The 17,025-nt window shown below is 47.9% G+C and carries 16 protein-coding genes; 7 read left to right on the plus strand and 9 right to left on the minus strand.

What is annotated here, in order from left to right; all coding sequences use genetic code 11:
* Positions 1-12: 12 nt before the first annotated feature.
* The gene (locus QUB64_RS32230; RefSeq protein ID WP_333325771.1) at positions 13-273 is read left to right on the plus strand and encodes a hypothetical protein; all 261 of its coding nucleotides are present in this window, start codon (positions 13-15) and stop codon (positions 271-273) included.
* A 247-nt stretch (positions 274-520) separates the two neighbouring features.
* Here QUB64_RS32230 and ftsH read toward each other — a convergent pair whose 3' ends face one another.
* A complete protein-coding gene (gene ftsH, locus QUB64_RS32235; RefSeq protein ID WP_333272473.1) occupies positions 521-2,458 on the minus strand; it encodes an ATP-dependent zinc metalloprotease FtsH in 1,938 nt (645 codons plus the stop codon).
* Positions 2,459-2,919: 461 nt separating this feature from the next.
* Between ftsH and QUB64_RS32240 the strand changes: the two genes are divergently transcribed.
* On the plus strand, positions 2,920-3,465 hold the full coding sequence (locus QUB64_RS32240; RefSeq protein ID WP_333272471.1) for an NADPH-dependent FMN reductase: 546 nt from the start codon (positions 2,920-2,922) through the stop codon (positions 3,463-3,465).
* Positions 3,466-3,834: 369 nt separating this feature from the next.
* On the opposite strand, the gene QUB64_RS32245 is transcribed toward QUB64_RS32240, so the two are convergent.
* On the minus strand, positions 3,835-4,080 hold the full coding sequence (locus QUB64_RS32245; protein WP_333272468.1) for a hypothetical protein: 246 nt from the start codon (positions 4,078-4,080) through the stop codon (positions 3,835-3,837).
* 255 nt (positions 4,081-4,335) lie between these two features.
* Here QUB64_RS32245 and psb32 point away from each other — a divergent pair, with 255 nt between their 5' ends.
* On the plus strand, positions 4,336-5,058 hold the full coding sequence (psb32, locus tag QUB64_RS32250) for a photosystem II repair protein Psb32 (RefSeq protein ID WP_333272465.1): 723 nt from the start codon (positions 4,336-4,338) through the stop codon (positions 5,056-5,058).
* 93 nt (positions 5,059-5,151) lie between these two features.
* Here the strand turns inward: psb32 and QUB64_RS32255 are convergent, their stop codons facing one another.
* The gene (locus QUB64_RS32255) at positions 5,152-5,535 is read right to left on the minus strand and encodes a DUF4346 domain-containing protein (protein WP_333272719.1); all 384 of its coding nucleotides are present in this window, start codon (positions 5,533-5,535) and stop codon (positions 5,152-5,154) included.
* A 167-nt stretch (positions 5,536-5,702) separates the two neighbouring features.
* Between QUB64_RS32255 and QUB64_RS32260 the strand changes: the two genes are divergently transcribed.
* On the plus strand, positions 5,703-6,077 hold the full coding sequence (locus tag QUB64_RS32260; protein WP_333272463.1) for a hypothetical protein: 375 nt from the start codon (positions 5,703-5,705) through the stop codon (positions 6,075-6,077).
* Positions 6,074-7,159, plus strand: a complete 1,086-nt coding sequence (dcm, locus tag QUB64_RS32265; protein WP_333272461.1) for a DNA (cytosine-5-)-methyltransferase — start codon at positions 6,074-6,076, stop codon at positions 7,157-7,159. The genes QUB64_RS32260 and dcm overlap by 4 nt, the downstream gene beginning before the upstream one ends.
* Here dcm and QUB64_RS32270 read toward each other — a convergent pair.
* The 5 genes from QUB64_RS32270 to QUB64_RS32290 form a co-directional block, all read right to left on the minus strand.
* The gene (locus QUB64_RS32270; protein WP_333272459.1) at positions 7,146-7,556 is read right to left on the minus strand and encodes a hypothetical protein; all 411 of its coding nucleotides are present in this window, start codon (positions 7,554-7,556) and stop codon (positions 7,146-7,148) included. The genes dcm and QUB64_RS32270 overlap by 14 nt on opposite strands.
* 81 nt (positions 7,557-7,637) lie before the next feature.
* Positions 7,638-8,042, minus strand: a complete 405-nt coding sequence (locus tag QUB64_RS32275) for a hypothetical protein (protein ID WP_333272456.1) — start codon at positions 8,040-8,042, stop codon at positions 7,638-7,640.
* On the minus strand, positions 8,039-8,458 hold the full coding sequence (locus QUB64_RS32280) for a hypothetical protein (RefSeq protein ID WP_333272453.1): 420 nt from the start codon (positions 8,456-8,458) through the stop codon (positions 8,039-8,041). The genes QUB64_RS32275 and QUB64_RS32280 overlap by 4 nt, the downstream gene beginning before the upstream one ends.
* A gap of 97 nt (positions 8,459-8,555) precedes the next feature.
* Entirely contained in the window at positions 8,556-10,364 is a 1,809-nt protein-coding gene (locus tag QUB64_RS32285; RefSeq protein WP_333272451.1) for an aspartate kinase, read from the minus strand.
* 335 nt (positions 10,365-10,699) lie between these two features.
* Positions 10,700-11,485, minus strand: coding sequence for a Uma2 family endonuclease (locus QUB64_RS32290; RefSeq protein ID WP_333272448.1), 786 nt, complete (start codon positions 11,483-11,485; stop codon positions 10,700-10,702).
* 295 nt (positions 11,486-11,780) lie between these two features.
* Here QUB64_RS32290 and QUB64_RS32295 point away from each other — a divergent pair, with 295 nt between their 5' ends.
* Positions 11,781-12,440, plus strand: coding sequence for an HAD family hydrolase (locus tag QUB64_RS32295; protein ID WP_333272446.1), 660 nt, complete (start codon positions 11,781-11,783; stop codon positions 12,438-12,440).
* A 554-nt stretch (positions 12,441-12,994) separates the two neighbouring features.
* Positions 12,995-16,342, plus strand: coding sequence for a PAS domain S-box protein (locus tag QUB64_RS32300; RefSeq protein ID WP_333272443.1), 3,348 nt, complete (start codon positions 12,995-12,997; stop codon positions 16,340-16,342).
* Between the two features lie 331 nt (positions 16,343-16,673).
* Here the strand turns inward: QUB64_RS32300 and QUB64_RS32305 are convergent, their stop codons facing one another.
* Positions 16,674-16,913 (minus strand): hypothetical protein, encoded by a 240-nt coding sequence (locus tag QUB64_RS32305; RefSeq protein ID WP_333272440.1) that lies wholly within the window; start codon positions 16,911-16,913, stop codon positions 16,674-16,676.
* Positions 16,914-17,025: the final 112 nt, after the last annotated feature.

A 17,025-nucleotide genomic window follows, 5' to 3' on the forward strand; every position in this document is an offset into this window, starting at 1 on the left:
GGGGCATGGGGCATGGGGCATGGGGCATGGGGCATGGGGCATGGGGCATGGGGCATGGGGCATGGGGCATCGGGCATGGGGCATCGGGCATGGGGCATGGGGCATCGGGCATCGGGCATGGGGCATGGGGCATGGGGCATGGGGCATCGGGCATCGGGCATGGGGCATCGGGCATGGGGCATGGGGCATGGGGCATGGGGCATGGGGCATGGGGCATGGGGCATCGGGCATCGGGCAAACAGGTCATTAGTCAGTAGACTGGAATTGCATTGATTCGCAAACTATCTTGAAACGCATCTGTGTTTATCTGCCTTTCATCTGCGGTTGACCGGCTCGCATCAAACATGACAGGCAATGCAAGTCTATTAGTCATTAGTCAGTTGTCAGTAATCGAAGAGAAGAAGTAGTACGCAATGCCTGCCCAACCCTTACCACTGACTAATGACCAATGACTAATGACCAATGACTAATGACTAATGACTAATGACTAATGACTGCTGACTAATGACTAATGACTAATTCAAGTTGGTGCCAACTCTTTTTTGGTCAACTCGGTGTATCGATCGACAATTTTGCGGAATTCATCACCATCGATCGTTTCTTCATCCAACAGCGCTTCGACCAGTTTGTCTACCAAATGGCGGTTTTCGCGGATAATCCGGCGGGCTTCTTCGTAGCAGTCAAAGGCGATTTCCCGAACTTGCCGATCGATCTTAATTGCCATTGCTTCGGAATAATCCGATCGCGAATTCCAGTCCCGGCCCAAAAACACCTCATTGTTCGGACTTTCCAAAGCCACAGGCCCCAAATCCGACATCCCGTAAAGCGTCACCATCTCCCTCGCGAGACTGCTAACTTTTCTGAGATCGCTACCCGCACCGGTATCTATTTCAGCATCGCCATAAATTTCTGCCTCCGCCGCCCGTCCCCCCAAAGCAACTGTAATTCGGTTTAACAGCAAAGCCCGACTCCTCAAACCTTCGCTGTCGATCATTTCGTCGTCAAGCACAAAGCTAGTAAAGCCTTCGACACCGCCGGAACGGGGAATAATCGTTACTTTTTCCACCGGATCGGCATTTTTGAGCATGGTTGCGACTAGGGCGTGTCCGATTTCGTGGTATGCTGTCATCCACTTTTTCTTACTATCGAGCAGCGGGTTGAGCGTCAGCCCGATCGTGATTCGGTCGATCGCGTCGTTAACTTCTAAGTTACCGATCGTATCTTTGCGCCGCCTCGCGGTGAGAATAGCTGCTTCGTTGAGCAAGTTTGCCAAATCAGCGCCGGAAAAGCCGGGAGTGCGGCGGGCGATCGTGTCTAAAGCAACTTCAGCGTCAAGTTTTTTGTTGCGCGCGTGCACTTGCAAAATCCCCAAACGCCCTTTGTAGCTGGGCAAATCTACCGTTACTTGGCGATCGAACCTACCGGGCCGCAGCAAGGCAGTATCGAGCACGTCAGGGCGGTTAGTAGCTGCAATCACAATCACGCCGCTGTTACCCTCAAAGCCATCCATTTCGGTCAGCAACTGATTGAGAGTTTGTTCGCGTTCGTCGTTACCGCCGCCAATACCAGCGCCGCGCTGCCTTCCTACGGCGTCTATTTCATCGATGAAGACGATGCAGGGCGCATTTTCTTTAGCTTTGCGGAACAAGTCGCGCACGCGGGAGGCGCCGACTCCGACGAACATTTCCACAAATTCGGAACCGGAGATGCTGAAGAAGGGGACGGCTGCTTCGCCTGCGATGGCTTTGGCCAACATTGTTTTACCTGTTCCCGGAGGCCCGATTAACAAAACTCCTCTGGGAATTTTGGCGCCGATGGCGTTGAAGCGTTCGGGTTTTTTCAGGAAGGTGACAACTTCTTGCAGTTCTTCTTTAGCTTCTTCGATACCTGCTACGTCGTCGAACATCACGCCGGTTTTGGCTTCCATTTGGAAACGGGCTCGGGATTTGCCGAAGTTCATGGCATTTCCTTGCGATTGGGTCGATCGGCGCAGGATAGCCATCAGCACTGCCAGCACTGCAAAAATCACCAACAAGTTTACTACTAAACTGACTGCGGCGGCGTTGTCGGCTGTTTGTTTGACTTCAAAGTCAATCTTTTTGGCGCGGATTTGCGAGTAGAGTTCTCGGTTGTTGTAGTCGAAGAGGGTCACAGTTTGCGCCTGATCGCTTTTTTGATCTTTTAGCTTAACTTTGGCAGTTCTTTGGATTTCGTCTATTTCGACTTTACTGACTTGTCCTTTTTCTATGTTCTCGATGAGTTGGCTGTAACTCATCGTGTTTGGCGCGCTGTCGGCAAAAACCGGGGTCGAGAGCAATATTCCTTGAGAAATCACCAAACTACCCAGGATGCGCCACAGATTCCGTCCTGGAATTGATTTTTTAGGATTCTGCTGGATCGACTTGTCTTTGTTTACAGCTAGATGCCCCAGCCATGCGTGTTTCCAAGAATTTTTCATATATATTGCTGTGCCCAAGGTTGATGAATGCCAAGATTGACCGCTTTTGGTTTGCTACGTTCGTTTATTTTAACAAGATGGCGGGTGTTGAATGGGTTTATCTCTCGCGTGCATCTCAAGAGTCCGCTCGAGCTGGTGGGTTTTTGAACCCACTGCTCCTCAAGAAACCTGGTTTTTTCGCAAATCTGTCGGCTCTCACCAAGAATTTTGGTAAAAAAACCCGGTTTCTCGGCCACGTCCACTGAACTTACGCACTGCGAATCAGAAACCGGGTTTTTTCCTAAATCAGGGATTCTCACCAAGAATTTTGGTAAAAAAACCCGGTTTCTCGGCCACGTCCGTAAATCTCAAATCTCAAATCCCAAATCTCAAATCGATTGACAATTGCCGATCGCACTTGTTACACTAATCATAGTCGGAATGAGTACGTTTTAGTCCAGCAGTTATTGTTTTTAAGTTTTATGGTAAAGATAGTCGGCATTGGCGGAAGTTTGCGGGCTGGCTCCTACAGCCAGTTAGCGCTGAGGGTCGCAGCAGAGAGGGCGCAGGCCCTGGGGGCGTCCGTTGAAATATTCGATTTGCGAACGCTCGATCTGCCCTTCTGCGACGGAGAGAATGATTATCAAACATACCCTGATGTGGAAAAGCTGCGGAATGCGGTACGCCAAGCCGACGGCTTGATTTTGGCAACGCCGGAGTACCACGGTAGCGTCAGCGGTGCTCTCAAAAATGCCCTGGATTTGATGAGTTTCGAGCATTTGGACGGCAAAGTTGCAGGTGCGATCAGCGTGTTGGGAGGACAAGTCAACAGCAACGCCCTTAACGATTTGCGAACCATTTTGAGATGGGTTCATGCTTGGGTGATTCCCGAACAAATTGCGATCGGACAAGCTTGGAAAGCTTTTACTCCTGATGGTAAATTGTTGGATGAAAAACTGTCTCAAAGGTTCGATGAATTTGCGATGAGTTTGGTAGAAAACACCCAAAAATTGCGAGGAGTTTCGTAATTAATACAAATTAGGAAAATCAATCCAACAATATTCGTAGGGTGTGGATCCATCGATAGTATCAAAAAACCGACTAAAAATCGACATGGCGACGCACCTGGGAGGATATTTGAGCAAAGTCTCCTCAACTAAGAATGTTGTAGGAAGGATTTTTGAAATTGGTATAAGCTGATTTCATGAATCTTTGAGCGATCGGGAAAACCGCAGATAGAAGGCAGATGAAACGCAGATTAACGCAGATGATTTCAAGATTGTCAAGCTACTTTTCCCATGTAGTCCAGGATGCAACGCCGGATCGTCTTCTGGTGCGTCAGTTCTAATAATTGCTCGATTTGAAGAGGCTTTGTCTGACGCACCCTACAGGCGATGTTAAAATGGCATATCGATCATGTCTCCGAAAGGATGCGGTACGTCGATCGGCATTCTTCCGGGTTTTGACTCATACTTGTCAATCCACTTTTTAGCCAATTCCAAAGCTTCCTCCTCAGTTTTGGCATTTTGGACGGCGACGTGGCGGTTCCCGTGGCTATCCCAAACCTCCACGTAGAATACTTTCTGCGATTGAAGAATCCAACCTTTATAAGTGTCTGCGGGTTCCATAGTTAAAATCTTCATTCAGTTGACAGTTGACAGTAGACAAGTGACAGTTGAGGGCGACCTCTCCCGGTCAGTAAGAGGATTGGATTAATGAATAGTCTGATTTTAATTTCTCCCTACAAGGGTTCCGGCTTTCAACCAATTTTTTATGGTAAAATAATCCGGCGGGGAGTTGGACTGGCGACCTAATTGTAAATATTGCCCCGTGTAAAATGAATTTTACGGGGGTTTATATAGTATTTTTGGAAAAAAGTCAGTTTTACGGTTAACCTCATGACTAGACTCCTCAAGCAATTATTTAACTGGAGAAATTATCTCCAACAAGTGGCGGTGGCGATCGCGATCGTCCTGATCGCATCCCAGATGGCGGTATTACCGGCATTGGCGACGGGCGTGTACGAAATGCCGGTGTTGTCAGCGGGCGATCGAACTTGGGTGTTCGACAAAGGCGACGTACTCAGCCGCAGCAGCGAAAGCAACATCAGCAGCGTGCTCGACACCCTGGAACAGAAAACAGGTAAACAAGTCCGGTTTGTCACCATCCACCGCTTAGACTACGGCGAAACGGCTGCCACTTTCACCGACCAACTGTTTGAACAGTGGTTTCCGGCCAAAGAAGACCAGACTAATCAAATTTTACTCGTTCTCGACACTGTTACCAACAGCGCGGCAATTCGCACCGGAGAAGGCGTAAAGTCACTGCTAAGCGATGAAATTGCCCAAAGTGTAGCTGGGGAAACTGTGCAAGTACCGCTGCGGGAAGCCAACAAATACAACGAAGCATTTACCGCAGCCAGTTCGCGGATTGCGACTGTGATGTCGGGCGAACCCGATCCGGGTGCTCCTAAAGTTGTGGACAACATTCAAGTTGAAAGCACATTTAAGAAAGCTGAAGACACAGACCAAGGTAATGCCACAGTTATTGTGGTTGTGTTGTTGGTGTTGGCGACAGTGATTCCGATGGTGACTTATTTCTGGTATCAAGGTTTTTCTTGAACAGTTGACCTGTGACCTGTGACAGTTGACCTGTGACAGTTGACCTGTGACAGTTGACCTGTGACAGTTGACCTGTGACAGTTGACGCTTGGACTAATCTTGAACGTATTCTCGATCGCTCAACAACGCAATTTCTGCCCGCACAAATTCCCGTCCCAAATAAGCCGCGTGATCGAACATTGTCACCGGGCTGGGGCGGGTTTCTTCTAGGATTTTGACGCAAAGTTCTTTGGCGGTTCTGCCGCTAAAAAGTGTGCACTGAGTGCGTTCTACTTTGCCGCGGGCGGGGATGGGTTTGCCGGTTTCGGGATCGACGGCGAGGCCGCGATCGTCGATGATGTTGGTGAAGTGTTTGGCGTAAATTAGGCTGGTGGGGCGATCGATGTAAATGATGAAGTAGCCGCCAGGATCGAGGTCGAGGTGACGTTTGGATAGCTTGTCATCGATGGCGCTGAGGTTTTCCAAGGTTTGACTCATGGTTGGTGAAAGGAAGTAGATAATGGCTGTATTTGGTTCTGCTATTTCTAGTTTAGTGGGCTGCGGGACAAGTTTGGGAGTTTTTTGAGCGATCGACATTCTACACGATATCTGTAGGGAGACGGCAATGCCCTGTCCGGCGCGGGGTTTTTGTTTAAATTAGTATTATGAACCGCAGAGAGCGCAGAAAACGCAGAGGGAAAGAAGAGAGAGTAACAAAATATGTTATCAGGGTGCATCTCATTTTGGCAAATATATTCGTAGGGGCGAAGCATTTCGGCATTAAATCTCTGGTTCTCACTAATAAAATGTCTGCCGAAATGCTTCGCCCTTGCCCAAATGAGATGCACCCTATGTTATTATTGGTTGAGCAACATTTGCATCTCATTTTGGCAAATATATTCGTAGGGGCGAAGCATTTCGGCATTAAATCTCTGGTTCTCACTAATAAAATGTCTGCCGAAATGCTTCGCCCTTGCCCAAATGAGATGCACCCTATGTTATTATTGGTTGAGCAACATTTAGGATTAAATTATAGATGAAATTTATAGATTTGTTTTCGGGGATTGGAGGTTTCAGACAAGGTTTTGAAAAAATGGGGTTTGAATGTGTTTTTTCCTGCGAAATCAATAGCAAATGCCGGGAAGTGTACGCAGAAAATTTCGGCGAAGTTCCGTTTGCAGACATCAATAACATCAATCCCGCCGAGTTGGCAGACTTTGATATTTTAGTAGCTGGGTTTCCCTGCCAACCTTTTAGCATATGCGGCAAAAAGCTGGGTTTTGAAGATACGAGAGGCACGCTATTTTTCGAGATTTGTAAAATTATCAAAGTAAAACAACCTCAAGTAGTTGTGCTGGAAAATGTCAAGCACTTAATCCATCACGACAAGGGAAATACCTTAAAAGTAATTATTGCGAGTCTGGAAGATTTAGGATACAGCGTGAATTACAAAATGCTGAATGCTAAAGACTTTGGAATTCCCCAACACCGCGAAAGAATATTCATTATTGCAACTAAAGGTAAAGAATTCAATTTTTCTCGACTCAAAACCAAGTTTCCTCCAAAACTCAGGGAATTTCTAGACGAGACAGGAGATTTTGAAATATTGGATAAATCAGAGTATACTTTAATTGAGTCTCCGAGAAAGCAAGATTCGGGGCTGTTATTTGTAGGTTACAGAAATAAAGGTACTTGGAAAACTGGCGTGAGGCCGAATACAGAACATTTATCGAGAGTTCACAGACAGCCGAATCGCATTTATTCGGTGGATGGCGTCCATCCGACTATTCCTTCGCAAGAAACATCGGGCAGGTTTTTTATCTATTTTCGCGATCGAGATTTGGTGCGAAAGTTGACGCTGAGGGAATGCTACCGTCTGATGGGTTTTCCTGAAGATTTTAAGAGTTATCCGAGTGCGGGGGAAAGTTACAAGCAAATTGGGAATTCGGTTTGTGTGCCGGTGGTGGAGGCGATCGCGAAAGAAATCTTAAGTCAAAACTTATTGTATGATGAAATTAAGGAAACACAAAGGCATCGAGAGTCCAGACTTCTTGGAGAAGTAGCGACTCTAGCTACAAACTCTGATTCACTCCGAGAAAATGTATCAGTCATATCTTGTTAAACCACTCTAGCCAGTGAGTTAAGGTTGCTGCTGAAGTAATATCTTCCGAGCCATATTCCTCACTCTTATGATAATAAATATAAGCTTTATCACTACCATTATGCGGGCAGAACAAGCGGATTGTACGGTCTAGTTCTAAGCTTGTCCAATCTAGTCTAATACTACCTTGGTCATCAGTACCAGTCGAGCATTTAGTCAAATTGTTTCCCATGCGATCGTAAGCCTCAACAACCAATTTTATTGCTGTCCTGAAAGCATATTCAGTCGGTCTTAAAATTCCGTACTCATCCTCTTCTTCTAAATCTAAAAGTTCTAGCAGACCTTCAACAGTGATGCGGAAATTCGATAAACCGCTATTGCTACTGCTATCAGTAATCTGTTCGTTAGCTAGTGTCATAAAATTAAATTTCTTTGAGGCGATCGCCAATTCGATCCTAACACAGCCTAATGCTATGGAATTATTAAACAACTTGCTGCACTATAGCGAAGGTTTCCATATAACTATAGACTGCTCTGCTAACAAATCAGCGAGCAAATCAGCCCTTTCAGCGTCATCTTCATCATAAAGTAGACCTATGATATCAGCGTGAGATATAGAGTCAGGAATTACATCTAAACCTAACTCGCGAATGCCACCTACCTCAAGGCGAGCAACTCCATAGCAGGTTCTGAATCTTGCAGCACATTGTTCGGGAGAACAAACACTAGCAATGTTTACAGAAATACCCTGTTCGTTTTTATTTTTACGCAAGTAGTAAGCTTCAGATTCAACCAGTCCAGTATCCTCATTTATCCACTGTTTGCGAAGTAATGCCCGGTAGACAATAGCCCTATTAGGTAGTGGTTCAAACTCTGCCAGATCGCTAAAATTTTGTTCGTTCATGCTTGATTAAACCACTCTAGCCGATCGACTAATATTGCTGCTGAAATTACCTTCTCTGAACCGTGTTCATCCTCTTTGCGATGATAAATGCGAACAGGTTGCTCGTCATCGTCAATAAACGGACAAAACAAGCGGACTTTACAAGCTGGATCTACACTTGTCCAAGTCAGGCTAACACCACCTTGATGATCGGTACAAGCTGACGCTTTTGGGAAACTGCTTCCCATAACAGAATGTGCTTCTACAACTAAATTAAGTGCTGTTTTGAAAGCAAAATCGCTGGGTTTTAAAATGCCGTATTCATCCTCATCATCTTCGCCTTCATAAAGTTCTCCAAGACGTTTGAGAGTGATACTCAATCCTGAGCGGCTGTAGTTGCTACCGCTATCAGTAATCTGTTCGTTGGCTACAGTCATAATATTCAATCCCTTTTAGTCGATCGCCAATTCGATCCTAGCACAGCCTAATATTCTGAAATTCGGTAAGGTGCGCACTGCGCACCCTACTGAAGTATTAAGCTGGAATTTGGATTTTTTCAGTTCCCGAAAGCTCAAACGCGGCGTGAATTGCCTTCAAGGCTGTGACACCTTGTGCCTCATCCACAACGCAGCTAATCTTAATCTCAGAAGTTGCAATCATTTGAATGTTGATTTTGTGCTGCGAAAGCGCTTCAAACATCTTTGCCGCTACTCCCGGATGCGCTACCATCCCGGAACCAACTACGCTAACTTTAGCGATTTCTGTATCGACTGCTACTTCGCCCCAGCCGAATTCAACTGCTGATTTTTCTAGGACTGTTTTTGCTGCGGCGGCGTCTATTTGTGCTACGGTAAATGCAATGTCGCGTGTTAAGATGCCGTCGATATTGTGGCAGCGTTGCGATTGAATGATTGTATCTACGCTGATATTTTCTTCGGCTAGGAGTCCGAACAGTTTTGCTGCTACTCCGGGTCGATCGGGTAATTGACGAATTGCGAGGCGCGCTTGATTGAGATCCAACGCTACGGCGCGCACTGCGGGCGGTTTTTGGGATGATGTATGCAGCCCGATCGGCGAATTGGCCACATCAAATGCTTTGCAGAGTTCGGCAACTGCCCGATCGCACTCCGCAGCATCAATCGTACAACTAACCTTGACCTCGGAAGTGGAAATCATCTGAATGTTAATTCCCGCATCCGCCAAAGTCTTAAACATCTCGGCTGCTACCCTCGGCCGCCCGATCATTCCCGCACCCGCAATGCTAACTTTAGCTATGGGTCGTTCCTCTGCTTTCACTTCGGGTTCCCCCAATTCTGGGCGAGAATTCTTACCCAAGGCGGGGACAATTGCATCTGCAACCGCGACTGCTTGATTCAGGGAATTTCGCCTGACTGTGAAGGCGATATCGTTCGTATTTCCTTCGTGAATTGATTGGATAATTAAGTCTACATCGAGGTGTTGTTGCGCGATCGCCCCGAACAAGCGCGCTGCTACTCCCGGGCGATCGGGCAAACGCAACAGCGACACCCCCGCCTGATCCAAGTCAAATTCCACCGCATCGACCGCTTTTGCGAGCTCCAAGCCCTCCAAAGGCCGGGGTTGCGGGGGGGGGGACACTACCCGCGTCCCGGGGGCGTCACTCCAGCTAGAAAGCACTACCAGCGGCACGCCGTAATTCTTGGCAATTTCTACCGCGCGCGGATGCAGGACTTTTGCACCCAAACTTGCCAATTCCAGCATTTCGTCGCAAGTGATTTCGTCCATCAGTTGCGCGTCGGCTACCAAGCGCGGATCTGTAGTTAGAATTCCGGGCACGTCGGTATAAATTTCGCATCTGTCGGCCCGCAACGCTGCGGCGAGGGCGACTGCTGTCGTGTCGGAACCGCCGCGCCCCAAGGTGGTGATTTCCAATTCTCCGGCGTCGGCGATGCCTTGGAAACCGGCAACGACGACGACTTTTCCGCTATTTAACTGGGTTTCCAGGCGTGCTGGATCGATTCGCAAAATCCGGGCGCGGGTGTGGGCGGCTTCGGTGACAATCCCGACTTGGGCGCCGGTCAGGGAAATTGCGGGCTGTCCCATTTCCTGTAATGCCATGCTTAAAAGGGCGATCGATACTTGTTCCCCAGTGGAAAGCAACATATCCATTTCCCGTTTGTTGGGATTTGGGGAAATTTCCTTAGCGAGTTTCACTAAACCATCGGTCGTTTTCCCCATTGCTGAAAGGACGACAACTAGGGAGTTTCCCAACTGTACTGTTTTGACAACTCGTCGGGCTACTTCTAAAATGCGATCGACTGTACCTACCGATGTTCCGCCATATTTCTGAACAATTAGTGCCATAGGACTTTACACAAAAGTGATGCAATACTTTACTTAACCCATTAATATACGCAAATTCTGGATTATCATCGATGTTTATCTTGTTTGTGAGGCTGGTAGCTCTCGATCGAGACACTATTTTGAAAAACCCGGTTTCTCGCCAACTGTGCGTAAGTCCCAAGAAACCGGGTTTTTTACGAGATTGATGGTTTTAAACGAGTATTTTGGTTGAAAAACCCGGTTTCTGGCCAACTGTGCGTAAGTCTCAAGAAACCGGGTTTTTTAGGAGATTGATGGTTTTAAACGAGTATTTTGGTTGAAAAACCCGGTTTCTGGCCACTACTGGAATCTGCGGCTTATTTGCCTTCTAACTCTCGCAAACGCGCTTCTAAAGCTTGTATTCGCAACTCAGCTTCTATGCGCCTTTGTCGTTCTTCTTCTGCTTCAGACAGCGCTTGTTCGGCGGCCAATTCGGCTTGTTCTGCCCGTTCCTCCGCCGCCGGCAGCAAAGTCCCGGATGCCTCCCACCAGCGCAGCCAAGGCAGTTCTACGCCCTGATAAACTCCTTGCCAAATTCCTAATTCTACTTTTATTTGGGCGATCGGGTAATGTCCGCGATTATTTGGTGCGGCTAACTCGAAGCGGTCTTCGACTAAATGATAGACTTCGACTTGGGCTTTTTTGACTTCATAAATCGCGTAAAAAGCAGGTCTAATTATCCGTTCGTAAATCCAGAACTTGCCTTTTCTTGGAGTCCTATCTCTTTCTTCGCTGCCATCTCCAGACACAAATTCTAGTACAATTAGAGGTGGCATTAATTCCCGCCACATGACATAGGAACGCCGCAGATTTCCGTCAAGAGTTGGCGGCACGTCGGGCACGTAAAACCAATCGGGTGCTGCGGCGCCTCTTTCAGGCGGTTCCGGGGGTTGGGCTACTCGCCAGTAAATACCGGAATCTTGACCGATGCAGTATTGTCCGTCGGGATGAACTTGGTCTAAAATCGGTCTAATTGATGTTGTTAACAGGATGCTTTGAGGGTGTTCTTGAAAGTTTTTCACAAAAGTACCGTCGGAGTCTGGTAATTGAGTGTGGTCGGGAAAGTCTGTTGCTAGAAATTCTGGTTTTTCGGTGACATTCATCTTGACCTCTTGAATGTTGAAGGATTATTTACTATTCGGTCATAGGGCATGGGGCATGGGGCATAGGGCATAGGGCATAGGGCATAGGGCATAGGGCATAGGGCATAGGGCATAGGGCATAGGGCATGGGGCATGGGGCATGGGGCATTGTTCGTTAGTCATTGATGTAAAGGTAATTACCAGGACAGGTAACTTCATTAATAACCGCTATATTTAGTTGTTTGTCACTCCGAGATTGACAGTGTTATTATATCATTTTCAGCCTCATGTTGGTATCTAGGAACTTTTCAAGAATATGAGTCAGTACAAGTTAATCATTTTCGACTTTGACGGGACTTTGGCAATTACTCACAAAGCTATTGTATCTTGCATTACCAAAACTTTTGAATTTTTTGGTAATACACCGCCTGAGGCAGATATAATTCAAGCGACGATCGGCATTAATTTACCAAATACTTTCAAAATTCTGCATCCGGTAATCGAGGAAAGCGCAATTCCGGAATGGGTGGAAACTTACCGCTCTTATTATCGGACTGAAGGTGAAAAGCAGCTCGATTTATTTCCTGGAACAAAGCAAGTTTTGCAGTTGGCGAGCAAGTCGGGATTGAGCCTCGGAGTTTTAAGCAACAAACACCTGAGTTTTGTAAATCTGTTTTTGGAAAAATTGAGAATTAACGGTTTTTTTGATTTGATTTTAGGTGATAACGGACAAATTATTCAAAAACCCAATCCGAGTGTTTTTCATTCGATAATTAAACCGCTGTTCCCGGATTTGGACAACAGTCAAGTTTTAATGGTTGGCGATACAGCGGTTGATTTGCTGTTTGCAAAAAATGCTGGGATAGATGTTTGTTGGGCGGCTTACGGATATGGCGATCGCTCTGAGTGTCTCGCCCTAGCACCGACTTTTGCGATCGATGATATTTCGGAACTAGCTGCGATCGTTCAAAATTAATCTTGACTCGGTTTTTTTCAGAAGAGTTTGCATCATTTAAGTATTTTTATTGAAAAAACATTTATTAGGAGCTGGAGTATTTTTCGTTTTAAAATTTAAAAAAAATTAATTGCGGGAAGGAGTAAGCCGACCAAACGCTGCAAATTAATACCTCTTTCAAAAAAGAATGCAACTGTAGCTAAGCTCCAAACCGCGAGCGACCTCAGTCTTCGCCAATTCTTCAATTCTTCAAGTCTAAAATCTCCAACTTGTTCGCTCGCGAAGTCGAAGAATTAAAAATCTCAAATGGTATAAACCATACCAGGGATAGAGAGATCGCGGCAACAACTATTATAAGTTAACAGGTAAGAGTCCTTTGAATGCAAAAGGCAGAAGGCACAAGGCTGAAAGAAAGAAAAACGAGGGAGACCAGATTTTTTATGGGTATAATTTAATGCACAAATTGTCCAGAATAGCCTTCTCACTTCGGCATAGAGGAAAACAGGGCAATTTTGTGAAACTTGCAGGGTATGCGGCCAGTCGCGATCGACAATAAACTCAATCTATAAAAACTCATGCAGACCGATATAAACATTCCTTCTGAAACCCTATCGCCGACTCGTAGCGGCGGTAATGCACCGAATTTAATAGAAGAAGTATGGAGGCTGTACGATCGCGCCCTGGCAGCTACCAGCAACGGCATCGCGATCGCAGACGCTAAAGAGCCCGACAAGCCCATAGTCTACTGCAACCCAGCATTCGAGCGGATTACAGGCTACGATCGCAGCGAAATCATCGGGCACAACTGCCGCTTCCTGCAAGGCCCGGATACCGATCGCGCAGCCGTCGCTCAAATCCGCGTAGCCCTGCAAGAACAACACGACTGCAAAGTAGTTCTGAAAAACTACCGCAAAGACGGCACCCCCTTCTGGAACGAACTAGCCATCTCGCCCGTGCGCGACAGCAGCGGGATTGTCACCCACTTCATCGGCGTCCAAGCTGATATTACCGATCGCTTTCAAGCAGAATTCGCCCTCAAACAAGCCGAGGAAAAATACCGCACCATCTTTGAAAACGCCACCGAAGGCATCTTTCAAACCGCCCCAGACGGGCGCTACCTCAGCGCTAACCCCGCACTCGCCCGAATGTACGGCTACGATTCTCCTTCAGAACTGATCGCAAAATTTTCGGCAACAAACCTTTATGCCGATCGCACCCGCCGCGCTGACTTCATCGCCGAAATCAGCCGCCTCGGTTCCCTGAAAGAGTTTGAGTCCTGCGTCGTCCGCAAAGACGGCAGCACTACCTGGATCTCGGAAAACGTGTGCGAAGTCCGCGGCGAAGGCGGCGAACTGCTTTACTACGAAGGAACAGTCGCCGAAATCGCCGATCGCAAAATGGCCGAAGCAGCCCTGCGCGATCGAGAATACTGGCTGAAAACCGCGATCGACGCCGTACCCGACGCCCTCAATCTCACAGACAGCCAGGGGCGCTGGCTGATTGCTAACGACTGCGCCCTGCAACTTTTAGGCTGGGAAACCGCAGACTACCAAGGTAAAACTACCGCCGAACTCGCTGCTGCCGCCGATCGCAGAGTCAAAGAAATCCTGCTAACTTGGCAAGAAACCGACGAAACCACCTGGGAAGCAGCCACTCTCACCTCCAGCCGCCAAATTGTCCCCTTACCCACAGGCGGCAGCAATTGGTTTGAAGTGCGGAAAGTGCCTCTGTTCAACCCCGACGGTTCCCGCAAAGGCATGGCAGTGGCGGGGCGGGACATCACTCAGGAAGTGGAAGCAGAGGCAGCTTTGCGGGACAGCGAACAGCGGTTTCGGGCAATTTTTGAACGGGCTGCGATCGGCATTGCAGTCACTACCCTCGAAGGTATGGCGATCGCCACTAATCCGGCATTTCAAGCTATGCTGGGGCGATCGTCCGCCGAACTGCGGGGTGCGGATCTCGACGACTGCACGCACCCGGAAGACGCACAGGTTTCGCGCCAGTTGCGCCAACAGTTGGCCGCCCGCGAACGCCAAGCTTACCAAATCGAGAAGCGCTACCTCCGCTCTGACGGCAGCATTAGATGGGGACGCCTCAGCGCCTCTGTCATCGACAGCAGTCACGGAAAGCCGCAGTTTATTCTAGAAATGGTGGAGGATATTACCGATCGCAAACTTGCCGAATCAGCTTTACTGCAAAATGAGGCTAAGTGGCGATCGCTAATTCTCAACAGTTCCGACATCATTACCATTCTCGACGCCAGCAGCCGCATTGTTTACGAAAGCCCTTCTGTAGAAACAGTTTTGGGCTACGAACCAGATGAACTCATCGGTCAAAATTCCCTCGATTTCATCCACCCTGACGACATTCCCTCGGTGATGTCCGATCGCCAAAAACTGCTCGCAAATCCCGCAGATCCGATCGCCCTTAAAGGTCGGTTCCGCCGTCCTGACGGTTCTTGGTGTTTTCTCGAAGGAGTCGGCATTAACTTGCTAGCAGACCCCGCTGTGAGCGGAATTGCGATCAACTCCCGCGACATGACCGCGCGCAGGCAAGCAGAGTACCGCCTCAGCAAAATTAACGAGTGCTTTTTGGGATTCACCACCGACGCCGCCGACAACATCCAGCGCCTGACATCCTTGGCCGGCGAGCTTTTGGGCGGCAGCAGCGCCATCTACAGCCACGTCGGTGGCGGGCTGCTGCGCGCGATCGCGACTTGGCAAACGCCACCGGACTACCCGGAGGTCGATCGCGCCGAGAACCACGTCTGCACCGACGTATGGCACCAAGCCAGCGATCTGCCCGTGGTCATTTCTGACTTGCAGAACACGATCTACGGGAAAATCGATCCCGCTGTCATCCGCTACCAACTGCAAACCTATCTGGGACAAGCAGTGCGGCGGGGCGACGATTACCTGGGTGTGGTGTGCGTTGTCTACACCGAGTCGATCGCGCCCACAGAAGCCGACTGCAAGCTGATCGGAATTATCGCTGGGGCGATCGGAGTTGAGGAAGAACGGGCCGCTTCGGCCGATCGCGATCGGCAAAAATCCCAGGAATTGCAAAAAGCTTTGCGCGATTTGCAGCAAACTCAAATGCAATTAGTCCAAACCGAAAAAATGTCTTCCCTCGGACAAGTGCTAGCAGGAATTGCCCACGAAATTAACAACCCAGTTGGCTTTGTCGCAGGCAACCTCTGCCACGTCCGCGGCTACGTTCTCGACTTGTTAGACCTCGTGCAGGTGTATCGAGAACAATACCCAAATCCGCCAGCAAAAATTCAGAAAGAAGCCGAATATATAGACTTAGAATTTCTCGCAGAAGACCTGCCGAAATTGCTCAATTCGATGCAGACAGGATGCGAACGAATTGTAGAAATCATTCAAACTCTGCGCAATTTCTCGCGGGCAGACGAAGCTAAATTCAAGTCTGCCGACATTCACGAAGGTTTAGAAAGTACCTTGTTAATGTTGAACAGCCGGCTGAAAGCCAAGGCACGCTGGCAGGGAATTGAAGTGATTAAAGAATACGGACAACTGCCAAAAATACCATGTCATCCCGGACAGCTCAATCAGGTATTCATGAATATCTTGGCAAATGCGATCGACGCCTTTGAAGAAAGCAGCAGCCAAGCACAAAATACCCAGCAGAATCCAACTTCTCCAGAAATCACCATTAAAACTGAAATGATTAATGGTAAGAGCATTTGCATTCGGATCGGAGACAACGGCCCGGGAATTCCCCAAGATAATATTGTGCGTTTGTTTGACCCATTTTTTACCACAAAACCCGTAGGCAAAGGCACCGGTTTGGGTTTATCAATTTCGCATCAAATTGTGGTTGAAAAACACAAAGGCAAATTGCAGTGCATCTCAGAACCTGGTAAAGGCACTGAATTCATCATCGAACTTCCAATTAAATAAGCTCGTTTCTTCCACTTGGTGCCATTTTCTATCTAATACCAAGAATGGTTTGTAGTGCGTCCTGGCGTCCGCTCTTTGATTGCGTCCTGGCGTCCGCACTACGAACCGAACCGTTCGTGGTGCGGTTAATTTAGCGGGCGCCATATCAGTCATTCCCAAATCTAAAATCTAAAATCCTATGACTTCTGTCGCGTCTTGTTGTATACTAAGGAGATCAGAGGTGTCAGTCGGGCTGCTAATGTTGGCACTGTACCGACTTCAGTAGCTTTTTCAGACTGAGGAAAGTTTGCAATTTCTAACTCACTTGGGGGCAATTTACGAATTGCCCCCGTTACTTTTGGGGCTGTTGCTGTATGTTGTCCTCAAGCTCGATCGACCATTCAATCAATCCGCCAGCCCTTCTCCCCGATAGTTGCGACACTTCCACCTCAACCCCTACCAGCGTTTCATCTGACAGACTCCCGGGGCTAGCAGCACCTCCATAACGCAACTTGTGGGCTTGAGTTATTGTGAATTTGAGCCATTGTGTGGCTTTACGCCCTCTGTCGCACCACAAACCAACAAAAGACACCAAAGACTAAAATAATTTTATTCTTATAATTAAGGAATTCCCAATTCCCAATTCCCAATTCCCAATTCCCAATTCCCAATTCCCAATTCCCAATTCCCAATTCCCAATTCCC

This window comes from Microcoleus sp. Aus8_D2 (assembly GCF_036702665.1).
GTDB lineage: Bacteria > Cyanobacteriota > Cyanobacteriia > Cyanobacteriales > Microcoleaceae > Microcoleus.